At 69.3% G+C, this 16,340-nt stretch carries 16 protein-coding genes; 11 read left to right on the forward strand and 5 right to left on the reverse strand.

Going from position 1 to position 16,340, the window contains the following annotated elements; all coding sequences use genetic code 11:
• The first annotated feature begins 120 nt into the window (after positions 1-120).
• On the forward strand, positions 121-588 hold the full coding sequence (locus AC1RVW_RS22790) for an SH3 domain-containing protein (RefSeq protein ID WP_493202664.1): 468 nt from the start codon (positions 121-123) through the stop codon (positions 586-588).
• 25 nt (positions 589-613) lie between these two features.
• Here AC1RVW_RS22790 and glpK read toward each other — a convergent pair whose 3' ends face one another.
• A complete protein-coding gene (gene glpK, locus AC1RVW_RS22795) occupies positions 614-2,110 on the reverse strand; it encodes a glycerol kinase GlpK (RefSeq protein ID WP_493202666.1) in 1,497 nt (498 codons plus the stop codon).
• Positions 2,111-2,134: 24 nt separating this feature from the next.
• A complete protein-coding gene (locus tag AC1RVW_RS22800) occupies positions 2,135-2,905 on the reverse strand; it encodes a DeoR/GlpR family DNA-binding transcription regulator (RefSeq protein ID WP_081267160.1) in 771 nt (256 codons plus the stop codon).
• A gap of 191 nt (positions 2,906-3,096) precedes the next feature.
• On the opposite strand from AC1RVW_RS22800, the gene glpD reads away from it, so the two are divergent.
• From glpD to AC1RVW_RS22850, 10 genes are all read left to right on the forward strand, one after another.
• On the forward strand, positions 3,097-4,677 hold the full coding sequence (gene glpD, locus AC1RVW_RS22805) for a glycerol-3-phosphate dehydrogenase (protein WP_493202668.1): 1,581 nt from the start codon (positions 3,097-3,099) through the stop codon (positions 4,675-4,677).
• A 125-nt stretch (positions 4,678-4,802) separates the two neighbouring features.
• Positions 4,803-5,807 carry a dialkylresorcinol condensing enzyme gene (locus tag AC1RVW_RS22810; RefSeq protein WP_493202670.1) on the forward strand — a complete coding sequence of 335 codons (1,005 nt, stop codon included), beginning with the start codon at positions 4,803-4,805 and terminating at the stop codon, positions 5,805-5,807.
• A complete protein-coding gene (locus AC1RVW_RS22815) occupies positions 5,797-6,933 on the forward strand; it encodes a beta-ketoacyl-ACP synthase III (protein ID WP_081267158.1) in 1,137 nt (378 codons plus the stop codon). Before AC1RVW_RS22810 ends, AC1RVW_RS22815 begins: the two co-directional genes overlap by 11 nt.
• A gap of 2 nt (positions 6,934-6,935) precedes the next feature.
• The gene (locus AC1RVW_RS22820) at positions 6,936-7,331 is read left to right on the forward strand and encodes a DarG family dialkylresorcinol biosynthesis protein (protein ID WP_493202672.1); all 396 of its coding nucleotides are present in this window, start codon (positions 6,936-6,938) and stop codon (positions 7,329-7,331) included.
• Positions 7,328-8,308, forward strand: coding sequence for a BtrH-related acyltransferase DarH (darH, locus tag AC1RVW_RS22825; protein ID WP_409195804.1), 981 nt, complete (start codon positions 7,328-7,330; stop codon positions 8,306-8,308). Before AC1RVW_RS22820 ends, darH begins: the two co-directional genes overlap by 4 nt.
• 298 nt (positions 8,309-8,606) lie before the next feature.
• The gene (locus AC1RVW_RS22830) at positions 8,607-9,515 is read left to right on the forward strand and encodes an ABC transporter ATP-binding protein (RefSeq protein ID WP_493202674.1); all 909 of its coding nucleotides are present in this window, start codon (positions 8,607-8,609) and stop codon (positions 9,513-9,515) included.
• 11 nt (positions 9,516-9,526) lie between these two features.
• Positions 9,527-10,684 carry an ABC transporter permease gene (locus AC1RVW_RS22835; RefSeq protein ID WP_493202676.1) on the forward strand — a complete coding sequence of 386 codons (1,158 nt, stop codon included), beginning with the start codon at positions 9,527-9,529 and terminating at the stop codon, positions 10,682-10,684.
• Positions 10,681-10,962: an acyl carrier protein gene (locus AC1RVW_RS22840; protein WP_493202678.1), complete on the forward strand. Its 282-nt coding sequence runs from the start codon at positions 10,681-10,683 to the stop codon at positions 10,960-10,962. Before AC1RVW_RS22835 ends, AC1RVW_RS22840 begins: the two co-directional genes overlap by 4 nt.
• Entirely contained in the window at positions 10,959-12,029 is a 1,071-nt protein-coding gene (locus AC1RVW_RS22845) for a beta-ketoacyl synthase N-terminal-like domain-containing protein (RefSeq protein WP_493202679.1), read from the forward strand. Before AC1RVW_RS22840 ends, AC1RVW_RS22845 begins: the two co-directional genes overlap by 4 nt.
• Positions 12,026-12,514, forward strand: a complete 489-nt coding sequence (locus AC1RVW_RS22850; protein ID WP_493202681.1) for a hypothetical protein — start codon at positions 12,026-12,028, stop codon at positions 12,512-12,514. The genes AC1RVW_RS22845 and AC1RVW_RS22850 overlap by 4 nt, the downstream gene beginning before the upstream one ends.
• A gap of 9 nt (positions 12,515-12,523) precedes the next feature.
• On the opposite strand, the gene AC1RVW_RS22855 is transcribed toward AC1RVW_RS22850, so the two are convergent.
• From AC1RVW_RS22855 to AC1RVW_RS22865, 3 genes are read right to left on the reverse strand one after another with little or no spacing between them, the layout of a single operon-like run.
• The gene (locus AC1RVW_RS22855) at positions 12,524-13,144 is read right to left on the reverse strand and encodes an HD domain-containing protein (RefSeq protein ID WP_493202683.1); all 621 of its coding nucleotides are present in this window, start codon (positions 13,142-13,144) and stop codon (positions 12,524-12,526) included.
• 5 nt (positions 13,145-13,149) lie between these two features.
• The gene (gene mltB, locus AC1RVW_RS22860; protein ID WP_493202685.1) at positions 13,150-14,253 is read right to left on the reverse strand and encodes a lytic murein transglycosylase B; all 1,104 of its coding nucleotides are present in this window, start codon (positions 14,251-14,253) and stop codon (positions 13,150-13,152) included.
• Positions 14,254-14,306: 53 nt separating this feature from the next.
• Positions 14,307-16,328, reverse strand: a complete 2,022-nt coding sequence (locus AC1RVW_RS22865; RefSeq protein ID WP_493202687.1) for a transglutaminase TgpA family protein — start codon at positions 16,326-16,328, stop codon at positions 14,307-14,309.
• Positions 16,329-16,340: the final 12 nt, after the last annotated feature.

The following is a 16,340-nucleotide window of genomic DNA, read 5'->3' on the forward strand; positions in this document are numbered from 1 at the left end:
GGGCGGGAGGCTGTCGGGGAAATCCCCGCGGAACTTATTGAGCCGAGGGCGCCCAGACGGGCTCGCCCGGCTCCGCCGGACATTCACTCCTTACGTTCGATAGAAAGGAACCCCAGCTCCATGGATAGATTCAGTCGATGGCCCGCGCTCCTGCTCGCATTCTTCCTTGCATGGGTGGCCGCGCCGTCCGTGTTCGCGGCGGCGCCGTCCTCGCAGATGGTCAGTGCCGCCGTTCCCACGCTCAACATGCGCACCGGCCCCGGACAGCGCTACGAGACGCACTGGACAGTGAGCAAGGGCTACCCCTTCCGCGTGATCGGCAGGAAAGGCGACTGGCTGAGGGTCAGCGACTTCGAGAACGACAAGGCCTGGGTCTACCGGCCCATGACCAGGAAGACGCCGCACCACGTCGTGAAGGCGAAGGTCGCCAACCTGCGGCGCGCGCCGAGCACCCGCAGCCCCGTATTGAAGAAGGCCGGCTACGGCGACGTGCTGCGCACCATCGAGCGCCGGGGCGACTGGATCAAGGTGCGGCACGAGGGCGGCGCCACCGGCTGGGTGCAGAAGCGCCTGACCTGGGGCTGGTAAGCGGCGACGTGCGCCGGGCCGCCGTTCAGGTCGCGGTGGCCTGGCGCACCGCGCGTTCCCAGCGCGCCATCGATTCCTCGGCCTGCGCGCGGCCCATGGTCGGCAGGAAGCGGCGCTCCACCTTCCACAGCTTGGAGAGCTCGCGCGCGTCGCTGTAGAAGCCGGTCGACAGGCCCGCCAGGTAGGCGGCGCCCAGCGCGGTGGTCTCGACCACTTCGGGCCGCACCACCGGAATGCCCAGCAGGTCGGCCTGGAACTGCATCAGCAGGTCGTTCACGCTGGCGCCGCCGTCCACGCGCAGTTCGGCCACCGGCTTGCCGCCGGCGGCCACCGTGTCGCGGCTCATGGCCTGCAGCAGCGCGGCGCTCTGGTAGGCGATGCTTTCCAGCGCGGCGCGCGCGATGTGCGCGACCGTGGTCCCGCGCGTGAGGCCGGTGATCGTGCCGCGCGCGTCCGCGTCCCAGTAGGGCGCGCCCAAGCCGGTGAAGGCCGGCACCATCATCACGCCGCCCGCGTCGGGCACGCTCTCGGCCAGCGACTGCACTTCGGCGCTGCCCTTGATGGCCTTGAGGCCGTCGCGCAGCCACTGCACCACCGCGCCGCCCACGAACACGCTGCCTTCCATGGCGTACTGCGGCGTCGCATCGGTCTGCGCGGCGCTGGTCACGAGCAGGCCGTTGTGCGAGGGCTGGAACGCGCCGCCGGTGTGCATCAGCAGGAAGCAGCCGGTGCCGTAGGTGTTCTTGGCCATGCCGGCCTCGAAGCAGGCCTGGCCGAAGAGGGCGCTCTGCTGGTCGCCGGCCACGCCGCCGATGGGCAGCGTGTGGCCCAGCAGCGTGGTGTCGGTATCGGCGAAGTGCGAGCTCGATGGCTGCACCTTCGGCATCAGCGCGGCGGGAATGTCCAGCGCCTTCAGCAGCTCGGCGTCCCACGCGTTGTCGTGCACGTTGAAGAGCATGGTGCGCGAAGCGTTGCTCACGTCGGTCACGTGGGCCTTGCCGCCGGTGAGCTGCCAGATGAGCCAGCTGTCGATCGTGCCGAAGGCCAGTTCGCCGCTCTGAGCCTGCGCGCGCGCGCCGGGCACGTTGTCGAGCAGCCAGCGCAGCTTGGTGCCGGAGAAGTACGCGTCGATCACCAGGCCGGTCTTCCGGCGGATGGTGTCGCTCATGCCTTCTTCGCGCAGTTGCGCGCACAGCGGTTCGGCGCGGCGGTCCTGCCAGACGATGGCGTGGTGCACCGGCTGGCCCGTCTTGCGGTTCCACAGCACGGTGGTCTCGCGCTGGTTGGTGATGCCGATGGCGTGGATGTCGGTGGCCTGCAGCCCGGCCTTTGCAAGCACCTCGCGCGCGGTGGCGAGCTGGCTGTGCCAGATTTCCATCGGGTCGTGCTCGACCCAGCCGGGCTGCGGATAGATCTGCGTGAGTTCTTTCTGCGCGATGGCCACGATGCGGCCTTCGCGGTCGAACACGATGCTGCGCGAGCTGGAAGTACCCTGGTCCAGGGCCAGCAGGTAGGTCGTCATGTCGTCTCCGTGCTTCTTCGTTCTTCAGTTGTCGCGCGCGATCTCCAGCCGGACCTGCGCCGCGAGCAGCAGGTCGGGGAAGGGCGGCGGCGGCTCGGCGTCGGTGAACAGCCGGTCGATCTGCGAGAGCGTGCCCAGCTGGATCATCGCGGGCCGGTTGAACTTGCTGGCGTCGGCCGCGAGCCACACCTCGCGCGCCTGCGCGATGATGGTCTGCGCCACCTTCACCTCGCGCAGGTCGAAGTCGCGCAGCGAGCCGTCGGCCTCGATGCTCGACACGCCGATCAGCGCGATGTCCACCTTGAACTGGCGGATGAAGTCGATGGTGGCCTCGCCCACGATGGCGCGGTCGCGCGGGCGCACCGAGCCGCCGGCCACGATCACCTCGCACGAGCTGTTGCCGCTCAGGATGGTGGCCACGTTCAGGTTGTTGGTGATCACGCGCAGGCCGGTGTGGCGCAGCAGCGCCTTGGCGACGGCCTCGGTGGTGGTGCCGATGTTCAGGATCAGGGAACAGTCGTTGGGCACCAGCTCCGCCACGCGGCGGGCGATGCGCGCCTTGCCCTCGGCGTGCAGGGTCTCACGCTGCTGGTAGCCGATGTTCTCGGTGGTGGAGCTCGGCACCCGCACGCCGCCGTGGAAGCGGGTCAGCAATCCCTCGTCGGCCAGCCGCTGCACGTCCCGGCGGACCGTCTGCAGCGTGACGCCGAGCATTTCGGCCAGTTCTTCGACGGTGACGGAGCCGCGCGTGCGCACGGTTTCCAGGAGATTGATCTGTCGGGGATTGGAGTTCACAGGGGCGTCGCGAAGGGCAGGAAGACTGCGGCAAGGTTACAGTGCGCGTCAATTTAAAACGAAAGAAAGCGAATCCCGATTGAGGGAATTTTCGGGGAAAATCGCGCTCAAAGGAATGAAATTGAAAGAATTCGAAAATACAATGGCTTCCGTCAGCAAACCCAAGCCATGAACCAACGGATCCATCTGCTGTGAGCGATTTTTCCTCGAATCCGCCTGCGCCCGCCACCGATTGCGACGTTCTCATTGTCGGCGGCGGCATCAACGGCTGCGGCATCGCACGCGACCTGGCCGGCCGCGGCTGGCGCGTGGTGCTCTGCGAAAAAGACGACCTTGCCTCGCACACCTCTTCTTCCTCGACCAAGCTGATCCACGGCGGGTTGCGCTACCTCGAGTACTACGAGTTCTCGCTGGTGCGCAAGGCGCTGCAGGAGCGCGAAGTGCTGCTCAAGAGCGCGCCCCACATCATGTGGCCGCTTCGCTTCGTGATGCCGCACGACCCGTCGATGCGCCCGGCCTGGATGATCCGCATCGGCCTGTTCATGTACGACCACCTCGCCAGGCGCGAGGTGCTGCCGGGCTCGCGCAGCGTCGACCTGCGCCGGCATGCCGCCGGCAAGCCGCTGAAGGAGCAGTACAAGCGCGGCTTCGTCTATTCCGACGGCTGGGTCGACGATGCGCGGCTCGTGGTGCTCAACGCGCTGGACGCGCGGGCGCGCGGCGCCGAGGTGCTGACCCGCACGCGCTGCGTGCACGCCCAGCGCGACGCCGACGCCTGGACCGCCACGCTGGAAGGCGCCGACGGCAACAGGCGCACGCTGCGCGCGCGCGCCGTGGTCAACGCGGCGGGGCCGTGGGCCGAGTCCTTCCTGCGCGGCGTGGCGCAGTCGGCCAGGGGCGAGGCGCTGGCCACCAAGAGCCTGCGGCTCGTCAAGGGCAGCCACATCGTGGTGCCGCGCCTGTTCGAGCACGACCATGCCTACATCTTCCAGAACCCCGACAAGCGGATCATCTTCGCCATTCCCTACCAGGACGAGTTCACGCTGATCGGCACCACCGACATCGAACTGACCGGCGACGACCCCGGTGCGGCGCGCATCGCGCAGGAAGAGATCGACTACCTCTGCACCCAGGCCAGCCGCTACTTCGACAAGCCTATCGTGCCGAGCGACGTGGTGTGGACCTATTCCGGCGTGCGCCCGCTGCTGGACGACGCGTCGGGCGATCCGTCCGCCGTCACGCGCGACTACCTGCTCGAGTCGAACACCACCGCCGCGCCGCTGCTGTCGGTGTGGGGCGGCAAGATCACCACCTTCCGCAAGCTGGCCGAGGACGCGGCCGACGAGGTCGGCAAGATGCTGGGCCAGTCGAGCGCGCAGCGCCCGGCCTGGACCGACGGCGCCTTCCTCGCGGGCGGCGACCTGTCGGGCTGGATCGGCGCCGCGAAGCGTCCCGACGACGACTTCGAGCGCTTCGTGTCGGCCGTGCAGGCAAAGCACCCCTGGCTCTACGGCCAGCTCGCGCGGCGGCTGGCGCGGGCTTACGGCGCGCGCATCGCCGACGTGCTGGGCAACGCGAAATCCTTCGCCGGCCTGGGCGCCGAAGTGGCACCCGGCCTGTTCGAGCGCGAACTGCGCTTCCTGCAGGACAACGAGTGGGCCGTGACCGCCGACGACGTGCTCTGGCGCAGGTCCAAGCTGGGGCTGCACTACACGCCCGCGCAGCGCGAACAGGTTGCGCGCTGGCTGCAGGCCAATCCCAGGCGCGGCTGAGGCCCGGCGCAGGCCTGGCGCAGGGGCTGGCCACCCCGACCATCGGCAGTCGTAGACATGACTGATGGCAGATGCTTTTGGCGCTTGCTTCGCGTACATTCGACGGCCCCCGAAAGCCGCCGCCAGTGATCTCCAGCCTTTCCAGTCTCTCCAGCCCCGTCGCCGCGCCTCGCAACAACGTCCCCAAGCGGGTCCTGGTTCTCCGCTACTCGCAGTCCGGCCAGCTCGACCAGGTGGCCGAGCAGATCGTGGCGCCGCTGCGCGCCGACCCGTCGATCCAGGTGCATGAAGAAGTGTTGCGGCCACTGCAGCCGTTTCCCTTTCCCTGGCCCTTCCTGACCTTCTTCGACGCCTTCCCGGAATCGGCCCACATGAAGCCGCGGCCGCTGGCGCCGCTGTCGCTCGGCGGCGATGAAGACTTCGACCTCATCGTGCTGCCTTCCCAGGTGTGGTTCCTGGCACCTTCGCAGCCGGTCGCGGCGTTCCTCAAGCATCCGGTGGCCGCGCGCCTGCTCGAGGGGAAGCCGGTGGTCACGGTCATCGCCTGCCGCAACATGTGGCTGCTGGCGCACGAGAAGCTCAAGGGCATGCTGGACGACGTGGGCGCGCGCCTGATCGACAACGTGGTGCTGACCGATCCCGGCCCCACGCTAGCCACGTTCTTCACCACGCCGGCCTGGCTGATCTGGGGCCGCAAGCGCGGCTTCTGGGGCATGCCCGACGCGGGGCTAAGCGCCGAACAGATCCGCGGCAGCGGCCGCTTCGGCCGCGCGCTACGCGATGCGCTGCACGCCGGCCTCGAACGCGGCACGCAGCCGCTGCTGGCAGGCCTGGGCGCGGTGCGCGCCGATGCCCGGCTGCTCGTCAGCGAGAAGGCCGGCACCCGCAGCTTCTATCTGTGGGGCAAGCTCATCATGGCGGCCGGCCGCCCCGGCGCATGGCAGCGCAAGCCGCTGCTGCTGCTGTACGTGCTGTTCCTGCTGGTACTGATCATCACGGTAGTGCCCGTGAGCCTCACGCTCCAGGCGCTGCTGCGGCCTTTGTTCCGGGGGTGGCTGACTAGAATGACCGCCCAGTTCGAGTGCCCGTCGGGCTCCGCCACGGACCGCTCCCATCTCTATGACGACTGATGTCTTCCTGACCCGTACCGCCGCCTTCCTGCCCTTTTCCCCGGTCGGCAACGACGACATCGAAGACGTGCTCGGCCGCATCGGCGGCAAGGCTTCGCGCGCGCGGCGGCTCATTCTTCGCAGCAACGGCATCCAGTCGCGCCACTACGCCATCGACCGCGCCACCGGCGAACTGGCCATGACCAACGCCCAGCTCACCGCCTCGGCCATCCGCGCGCTGGGCGACGACGTGGGGCCTGTCGACTGCCTTGCCACCGGCACCTCGCTGCCCGACCAGCTGATGCCCAACCATGCGGTGATGGTGCACGGCGAACTTGGCTGGCCGCGCCTCGAAGTGGTGGCCTGCGCGGGCATCTGCCTTGCCGGCGCCACGGCGCTGAAGCATGCGTGGCTGTCGGTGCGCGCGGGCGACGCGCGGCGCGCGGTGGCCACCGGTTCGGAGCTGGCCTCGGCCGTGATGCGCGGTTCGCGCTTCGAGGCCGAGCTGGAGCACAAGCTCGAAGCGCTCGAGGCCCGGCCCGAGCTGGCCTTCGAGAAAGACTTCCTGCGCTGGATGCTGTCCGACGGCGCCGGCGCGGTGCTGCTGGAGCGCGAGCCGCGCGGGCCGCTGTCGCTGCGCATCGACTGGATCGACCTGTCGTCGGCCGCGCACGAACTGCCGGTGTGCATGTACGCAGGCGCCGAGAAAAACGCCGAAGGCGGCCTCGACGGCTGGGCCCGCAAGTCGCCCGAAGACTGGCAACGCGAGTCGACCTTCGCCGTCAAGCAGGACGTGCGCCTGCTCAACGACAACATCGTGCGCGCCACGCTGGGCGAGCCGCTCGCGGCCATCATCGAGCGGCGCGGGCTGAAGTCGGCGGACATCGACTGGTTCCTGCCGCATCTCTCATCGCACTATTTCGTCGAACCGGTGAGCCAGTGCCTCGAGTCGCTGGGGCTGCACATTCCGCGCGAGCGATGGTTCAGCAACCTCGCGAGCAAGGGCAACACGGGCTCGGCGTCGCCTTACATCATGCTCGACGAGCTGTTCCGCTCGGGCCGCATCAAGCCCGGGCAGAAGCTCTTGATGTTCGTGCCCGAAAGCGGCCGCTTCTCCAGCGGCTTCATCTACATGGAGGCGGTGTAGCCATGGACCTCGACGCGGTACCGCAGGAGGGCAATGCGACCCTCGACGGCCATTCCAAGCTGATGTATGCGCGCGACGCGCAGGGCCGCGTCGTCACCGCCACCTCGCGCGGCTGGGAGGCCGAAGAGATCGTCACCAGCCACGCCGTCGACGTGCTCGTCGAACAGGCGCAGGCCGCAAGGGAACGCGTGAAGGCGGGCCAGGCCTCGCCGCTCGAATACTGGATGTACGAGCGCCGCATGGACGTGGCGCTGCTCTCCCAGACCAGCGGCTTCTGGCAATGGCGCGTGCGCCGCCACCTGCAGCCGCGCCATTTCGCCGCGCTGTCCGCAGCGCAGCTCGCACGCTACGGCGAAGCGCTGGGGCTGCCCGTTTCCACCCTGCAAGGCTTGCCATGAAGTTCCAACACCAACAGGCGGCGCACTGCGAGAGCGGCGTCATCTCCAGCCTGATGCGCCACCACGGCGCGCCGATGAGCGAGAGCATGGCGCTGGGGCTTTCATCAGCGCTGTCGTTCGCGTACCTGCCGTTCATCAAGCTGTCGGGCCTGCCGCTCATTTCGTACCGCATGCCGCCCAAGGCCATCATCAAGGGCCTGCTGGCGCCGATGGCCGCGCGCTTTCGCTTCGAGACCTTCCGCAGCCCCGAGGCCGGCCAGCAGCGGCTCGACGCCTTGCTCGCCGACGGCCAACTGGTGGGGCTGCAGACCTCGGTCTATTGGCTGCCGTACTTCCCGCCGAACATGCGCTTTCACTTCAACGCGCACAACCTGCTGGTCTACGGCAAGGACGGCGACGACTACCTGATCAGCGATCCCGTGTTCGAGGAGCCCGTGCGCTGCGCCAGCGGCGACCTGGCTCGCGCGCGATTCGCCAAGGGCGTGCTCGCGCCCAAGGGGCTCATGTACTACCCGCAGGCCATCGACCGCAAGGCGGTCGACGCGGCCAGCGTCGTCAAGGCCATCCGCAAGACGGTGCGCAACATGCTCGCCCCGATTCCGATCGTCGGCGTGCGCGGCATGCGCACGCTGGCCAGGCGCATGCAGGCGCTGTCGCCGACCGACCCGCGCAGCGTCGACTTCATCGGCCACGTGGTGCGCATGCAGGAAGAAATCGGCACGGGTGGGGCGGGTTTCCGCTTCATCTACGCGGGCTTCCTGCAAGAGGCCGCGCACCTGCTCGACAAGCCGCAACTGCAGCAGATGTCGGAGCGGCTGATCGCCATCGGCGACGGTTGGCGCGCGTTCGCACTCAAGGCCGCGCGCATGGTGAAGGGGCGCGAGGCGGTGGACCCCGCAGCGCTTGCCGCGAAGCTGCGTGAGCAGGCTCAGCAGGAAGAAAGCTTCTTCCGCGACCTGAAGGCTGCCGTCGCTTGATGACTCCTTTGGTTTCGAGTCGTTCGGGGTGCGATCACGTCGACAGGGTACCTTGCTCCGCGAATGTCCCCCGCCCTTCGGGCTCCTCCTTTATTTCGCTGCGCAAGGCACCCCATCGACGTGATCGTTCAGAGCCGTCGTTGATCAGCCAGCACGACAGCCGCGTCCATCGTGCACAGGGCGTCGGGTGCTCCCCGCAGCGAAATAAAGGAGGAGGCCGCAGGCCGGGGGACATTCGCGGAGGGGAGTACCCGATGGCCTGTGCACATGCCCCGAACAACACGCAGATGGCAAACCGATGCTAGAGCTGAAGAGCCTCAGCTACCGGTATCCGCATGCCGACGCGGCCGCACTGGCCGACGTATCGCTCGCAGTGCCGAGAGCTTGCGTGCTCGGTCTTCTGGGCCCGAACGGCGCAGGCAAGACCACGCTCATCTCGCACCTGTCGGGCGCGCTGGCCGTGCAGTCGGGCGAGATCCGGATCGACGGTCAGCCGCTGCAGCAGGTGCGTGCAAGGACCCCAACAAGGATTGCCGTCGCGCCGCAGGAGCATGCGTTCTATCCCATGCTGACCGTGGCCGAGAACCTCGCATGCTTCGCGGCGGCGGGTGGCCTGTCTGGCGCGAAGAAAAAAGAGCGCATCGCCGCCTGCACGGAGTTTGCGCAACTCGAACAGTTCTCCGGCGTGCGCGCTGAAAGACTCTCCGGTGGCCTCAAGCGGCGCCTCAACCTCGCCATTGCGTTGCTGCCCGAACCCGAGCTGATGCTGTTCGACGAGCCCACCGTCGGTGTCGATCCGCAGTCGCGCGCCTTCATCCTCGACGCCATCAAGAGCCTTGCGCAGCAGGGCGCGGCGGTGATCTACGCCTCGCACTACATGGAAGAGATCGAGGCGATCGCCGATCGCGTCGTCATCCTCGACCGCGGCCATTTGCTGCGCGAAGGCGCGCTCGACGACCTGCTCTCGAAGAGCGCGATGCTGCTCACGCTCGCGGCCGACGGGCTCGACGCGGGCATGCTCTCGCGCTTCGGCACCGTGGAAGAGGGCGGCGTGCACTGGCGCATCCATTTGGACAGAGGCATCGGCCCCGGTCCCGTGCTGGCAGCGCTGGAAGCGCAGGGCATCGAAGTGCGCCACGCCGAGTTCGGCCGCCATGACCTGGAGCAGCTCTTCATGGCGCTCACCCATCGCTCGCTGCGCGACTGACCGACGTTCCCATGCTCCTCGCGCTCATCAGGAAAGAACTGCTCGCCCTCGTGCGCGACATGCACGGGCTGGCCGCGCTGTTCGTGATGCCGATGGTCTTCATCGTGCTGATGTCGCTCACGCTGAAAGACATCTACCGCCCGCCGCTCGCCGAGCTGGCCTATGCCATCGACATGCGCGACACCGCCACGCCCGCGCAGTGGCTCAAGCAGCTCTGGCAGCGCAACCACGGCACGCCGCAGCCGCTGGGCGACGACTGGCAGGCGCGGCTGCGCAACGGCTCGCTCAAGTACGTGATCGTGATGGAGCCGGGGCTGTCGCAAGAGCTGGAGTCGGCCGCGCTCTCGACCCAGGCGCGCATCCACCTGCTGACCGAGCCCGGCATCGACGCCAACCTGTTCAATGCGCTGCGTGCCGAGCTGGTCGGTGCGTCGGGCGAGCTCAAGGCGCGGCTCGCGCTGGCGGTGCCCGGCACGGCCAGCCCCGCGCCCGATGCGTCGATCCAGGCGATGGTGCGCGCCGAGCGCTTCTCCGCCGCCGGTCCGCGCCCGACCTCGGTGCAGCAGAACGTGCCTGCATGGCTGGTCTTCGGCATGTTCTTCGTGGTCGCGTCGCTGTCCAGCCTGTTCGTGCAGGAGCGCAGTTCGGGCGCGCTCGGCCGGCTGCAGAGCCTGGGCGTCTCGCGCTTCACGCTGCTGGCGTCCAAGGCGCTGCCCTACCTTGGCGTGAACGCGCTGCAGGCGGTGCTGATGCTCGCGGCCGGCATCTGGTTCATGCCGCTGATCGGCGGCGACGCGCTGTCGCTCGCGGGCATCCACTGGGGCGCGCTGGTGCTGTCGCTCGCGGCGGTGAGCCTGGCGGCGGTCAGCTTGTCTCTCGCGCTGGCCTGCCTGGTGCGCAGCCATGCACAGGCGGCCACCATCGGGCCGATGGTCAACGTGCTGATGGCGGCTGCCGGCGGCATCATGGTGCCCAAGTTCGTGATGCCGGGCTTCATGCAGCGGCTGGTCGAGATCTCGCCGATGAACTGGGGGCTCGAGGCCCTGCTCACCGTGCTGCTGCGCGGCGGCGGCGTGGCCGACGCGCTGCCGCAGATCGGCCGGCTGGCCGTGTTCGCGGCGCTGATGTTCCTCATCGCCGTATTTCTGTTTCGCAGGCGCGCACCATGAGCACCCTTGACACCGTCACACCTGAATTCATCGCCAGCCTCAAGGCCATGGTGCTCGAAGCCGTCGAGAAAACGGCGCCCCCCGGCGGCCTCGGCGACGACGAGCCGCTGTTCGGCCCCGAGGCGCGGCTCGACCTCGACTCGCTCGATGCGCTGCAGGTGTCGATGGCGATCCAGCAGCGCTTCGGCGTGCGCATGCCCGACAGCAAGGAGACGCGCCGGGCGCTCACGTCCATCGCGCATCTGGCGCAGCATCTCGCGCAAGCGGGCAAGGCATGAGCCAGGTCTTCCTGGCCGGCGTCGGGCTGGCCTGCGCGCTGGGGGAAGACATGCCGCGCGCACTGGCTTCCTTGCGGCGCGGCGGTGTGCCGCCGGTGCCCGTGGCCGTTGCCGATGACGTGTGCTGGCCCGTGCATGCGCTGCCGCAGGCGGAGGGCGACTGGACCGAGCGCCTGCGCCGCATCGTGCGCAACGTGGCCGCGAAGACCGGCGACTGGGGCGAGCGCACCGCGCCGCTGTTCGTGGCCTCGTCGTCGCTCGACATCGGGTTCATGGAACACATGGAACAGTCCCGGCGGCTCGGCGGCGATCTGCAGGACTTCGCCGACATCGTGGCCGGTGCGCTGGACTGGCAAGGACCGGTGTTCACCGTGTCGACCGCCTGCACATCGTCGCTGAACGCGCTGCTGACGGCCTGCGACATGATCCGCGCCGGCGAGGCGCAAGAGGCGCTGGTGATCGGTGCCGAACTGGACAACCGCTTCACCGTCGCCGGCTTCGGCGCGATGCAACTGCTGGCGCCCGATCGCGCAAGGCCCTTCGGCGCCGGACGCAAGGGGCTGGTGCTCGGCGAGGCGGTGGCTGCGCTGCGGCTGCAGTCGCGCGCCGCGCGCTGGCAGTTCATGGGCGGCGCCAACGTGGTCGACGGGCGCAACCCCTCTGGCACCGAAGCCAGCGCGGTGCTTGCGATGTGCCAAGGGGCGCTGGCGCAGAGCGGCCTGCGGCCGGCCGACATCGACCTCGTCAAGGTGCAGGCCGCCGGCAGCCCGGTCAACGACGCGATCGAGGTGGAAGCGCTCAGGCAGGTGTTCGATCCGCTGCCGCCGCTGGTGTCGCTCAAGTCGGTGATCGGCCACACGCTGGGCGCCGCGGGAGCGGCCGAACTGGCGCTGCTGGTGGGCTGCATCGAAGGCGGTGCGTGGCCGGTGGTGGACTATCCGCTCGACGAGACGCTCGGCATCTCGCTGTGCAGGCAGGCGCCGCGGAGGCTGCGCCACATGCTGCTCAATCTGGTGGGCTTCGGCGGCGGGCATGCCTCGCTGGTGCTGAAGGACTGCTCGGCATGACGGCTTGGCGCACCGCTGCGCACTTCGTCGCGCATCCGCCGCCGCAGGAGTGGCGCGACGACCTGGCGCGGCGCATCGGCCGTCGTCCGCGCCGCGTCGGCTTGTGGACGGAGCTTGCGATGTACGGCGCGCGCTGCTGCCTGGACGCGGCCGGCGAGACCGCGCTGCCTGCCGATGCCCGCCTGCGCGTGGCCAGCCTGCGCGGCGCACGGGAGGCCACGCAGGCGGGCCTTTCGCAGCTAGACACGGGCATGCCGATGCCTTTCACCTTCATGCAGAGCCAGCCCGCGCTGATGCTGGCCGAGGTGGGGCGGTGCCTGGAATGGCAAGGCGATGCGAGCTTCATGCTGTGCCGCGATCCGCAGCGCCTGCTGGCGTTGTCGAAGCTGGGCGCGTCAAGCGGCGGCCTGCTGTTGGGCACCGTCGAAGAAGCGCACGGGGGCGAGTCGCCGCGTACCGAATGGTGGCGGCTGATGCCGGCCTGAGGCCGCGGGTCAGCCCGAGATCGAGCGCTGCAGGTTGATGCGTGCCTGCGCCTCGAGCTGCGCATGCATGCGCGGCGTGGCGTAGATGGCCTTGCGATCGAGAAAGCGCTGCAGGATGGCGCGCCGGCGCGGCAGGCGCACTTCCTCTGGCACGAAGCCGTATTCGGCGTGCACCTGGCGCTCGTATTCGTCGAAGCGCTCGCGCCCGGCACCCAGGATCGACAGGTCGATGTCGATCAGCAGTTCGGCGTCGCGGCCTTCGGGCACCGCATCGTGGCGTGTGGCCATGACGAGCGCGTGCACGCGTTCGGCCGCTTCCGCGTCGACGCCAGCAGCCAGCAAGGCCTGCCGCGCCCAGTCGGCGCTGCGTGCTTCGTTGTCGTGTGCATGCACGTCGTAGATCGCGTCGTGGAACCACAGCGCAAGCGCGACTTCCGCGGGGTGTTCCGCCAGCGCCTGTTCGCGCTCGAACCAGGCGAGGCATTCGCCCAGGTGCTGCATCGTGTGGTAGTGGCGCTGGGGTTCGGCGTAGCGCCGCTGCAGCTCGGCGCACAGCGCCTCGTCGGGCGCCGCCACGCCCAGCGCATGCCAGGCCGCGTTCCAGTTCGCTCGCAGTGCCTCGGGCGACATGGTGCCTATTGCTCCATCGCGGCCTTGACCTCTTGCCCGAGGTCGAGCACGGACATGGCGTAGTAGCTGCTCCAGTTGTAGCGCGTGATCACGTAGAAGTTGCGCGTTCCGGCCACGTAGGTGGGCGGCGCGTCGGCGCCGTTCTGCAGCTCGACCAGCGCGAGCAGGCCCTTGTGGCGGATGCCGTCGCCCTCGGGCACCGCGCCCGCGGCCACGAAGCTGTCGGCGCTGAATGTCGGCAGGATGTCGGGCGCCAGCAGCAGCGCCTTCTGCAGCCGCGCTTCCTCGAAGTGCACCGGAAAGACGGCGGGCATGCCCGGCTGCCAGCCGAAGGCCTTGAAGTAGCTGGCCACGGAGCCGATCACGTCGGCCGGGTTGTTGACCAGGTCGATGCGGCCGTCGCCGTCGAAGTCGACCGCGTACTTGGCGATGCTGCTGGGCATGAACTGCGGCATGCCCATGGCGCCGGCGTAGCTGCCCAGCGGGGTGAGCGGGTCGTCGGCGGTGCGGCTCTCGGTGCTCAGGAAGCTCTCGAGCTCGCCGCGGAAGAAGGCCTCGCGCTCGGCCGCTCGCGGGTGTCCCTGGGGAAAATCGAAGGACAGCGTGGCCAGCGCGTCGATCACGCGGAAACTGCCCATGTTGCGGCCGTAGATGGTTTCCACGCCGATGATGCCGACGATGATTTCCGGCGGCACGCCGTACACCTGCTGGGCGCGCGCCAGCGTGTCGGCATTGGCGCGCCAGAAGCGCACGCCAGCCGCGATGCGCACCGGGTCGATGAAGCGGCTGCGATAGGTCTGCCAGTTCTTCACGGTGCCCACCGGGCCCGGCAGCATGAGCCGCGGCACGTTGGGCAGGAAGCGCGCGCTGCCGATGGTGGCGCGAACCCATTCGCGGTCCAGGCCCCGGCGGGCCGCCACTTCGTCGGCGAACTGCATGGCGTCGTCGCGCGTGGCGTAGGGCGTGCTGCCGCGCACCGGATTGACCGCGGCGGCGGCACGGCCGCTGGAGGACTTCTGTGCTGCAGCCCCCGTGGACCATGCGCAGCAGGCGGCGAGAAGAGCGGCTGCCGCGGCGGCGCGGGACGGCTTGGGGAGAAAGAATCGCATGGGTCGATTGTGCCGCCCGCCCGCACGGACCCCTTTCGGGGACACATGTGGTTTCAGCCGCGCGGGTTCGCGGCAGGCCAGGCGAGGCATCGGAATTCGGCGCGCAGGGTGGAAAGGGAATCCGGCGTGGCCGGTGCGTAGCGTTGTGCCTCCAGCTTCAGCAGCCAGTCGCGCACCGCCTGTGCAGACGGGCCGAAGCGCGCGTCGGCGGCCTGGGCCATCTGGCGCGGCGGCGCGGTGTCGGGCAGCTGCAGGCCGGCCCTGGCGAGCCGCGCGCGGGCCTGGCCTAGCAGGCGCAGCCACGGGTCGTGGCGGCTGCGCTCCCACAGCGTCCAGGCGGCGCCGGCAAGGCTCGCGCCCACCAGCAGATAGAGCAGCACATAGGCCAGGTCTTCCAGGCTCGGCGCCTCGAAGCCGATGTTCTTCAGCAGGTTCAGCTGGCGGCTCTGCGTGTAGTTGAGCACCCACTGGTTCCAGCCGTTGTTCACCGCCTCCCAGGCGGCGCGGATGTTCTGCGCGAGCGTGGGGCTCATCGCGCCGATGGCGCCCGCGAACAGCCCCGGCTGCGGCACCAGCCGCTGGAACTGGCCGATGCGGCCCGGCGCGACGGAACCCGTGGGATCGACGCGAACCCAGCCCGTGCCTTCCTGCCAGACCTCGGCCCAGGCATGCGCATCGCTCTGGCGAATGATCCAGTAGTTGTCGACCGTGTTGAGGTCGCCGCCCTGGTAGCCGGTGACGATGCGCGACGGCACGCCCAGGTTGCGCATCAGCACCACGAAGGCCGAGGCGATGTGTTCGCAGAAGCCTTCCTTGCGGTCGAACCAGAACTCGTCGGCGGTGTTGTCGCCGTACACGCCGGGCTCCAGCGTGTAGCTGTAGCCGCCGGTGCGCAGCCGTGCGAGCGCGGCCTGCACGAAGGCCGGCGTATCGGCACCGGCCAGCGCGGGGTCGGCGCGCATCTCGGCGGCCAGTGCTGCGGTGCGCGGATTGGTGCCGGGCGGCAGCGCCAGGTAGGCCTGCAGCTGGCCGCCCGCGCGCTTGAGCGGGCCGCTGTGGAACTGCGTGTAGCTCTCGGCGCGGTAGCGCACCAGGTCGTTGAGCGGGCGGTTCGCCAGCCATTGCAGGTCGGGCGTGCCCGTTACCTCGAAGCCCGGAGCCTCGGGCGCGCGCGGCGCGGCATCGAGCGTCAGCAGCAGCGGGCGGTTGCTGGGCTCGAGCGTGACCTCGTAGCGCACCGGCTCGCCGCTCACGCGCAGGTTCGGCGTCCACTGGGTGCCGCGCGCCCATGACGGCAGCGCGGTCCATTCGCGGCCGTCGAACTGCGCGAGCACCGGGCCGCGGAAGTAGAGCTGGCTTTGCGGCGGAACCTTGCCGGTCTCGAAGCGCACCCGCGCGGCGATGCTGTCGTCCAGCGCCAGCTCGGCGATGGTGCCGACACGCATGACGTTCGACAGGCCGCTGCGTCCCACCATGGCGTCGCTGGGCGTGCCCCACAGCGGCGCGAAGCGCGGGAACAGCAGGAACAGCGCGAGCATGATCGGCGCGCCGGCCAGCGCCATCCAGCCGGCGGTGCGCGCGGCCTGCCACAGCGGCGGCCGGCCCACCGGCATGTGCGCGTTGACCAGCGCGGTGAGCAGGCCCAGCAGCGCTAGCAGCATGGTGAACGCGGTCAGCAGCGACTGCGAATAGAAGAAGTTCGTGAGCATCGCGAAGAAGCCCAGGAAGAAGATGACGAAGGCGTCGCGCCGGGCGCGCAGCTCCAGCGTCTTCAGCGCCAGCAGGATCACGATGAGCGTGACGCCCGCGTCGCGGCCCAGCAGCGTGCGGTGCGTGGCGAAGGTGGCGGCCAGCGTGAGCGCCAGCAGCGCGGCGCGCCACCATTTGCCTGGCAGCGGGCGTGCCTGCACCGCGAGCATCCCGCGCCACAGCAGCACCATGGCCGTGATGGCGGTGCACCACCAGGGAATGTTCTCGACCTGCGGCAGCACGATCAGCGCGATCACCGCGAGCAGGAACAGCGTGTCCCGGGCATCCCGGGGCAGGGTGGCCATCCGCGTCATGAGCTTGTTCATGGTCGTGGTCCC

Source organism: Variovorax sp. MPBD4-3, assembly GCF_058809745.1.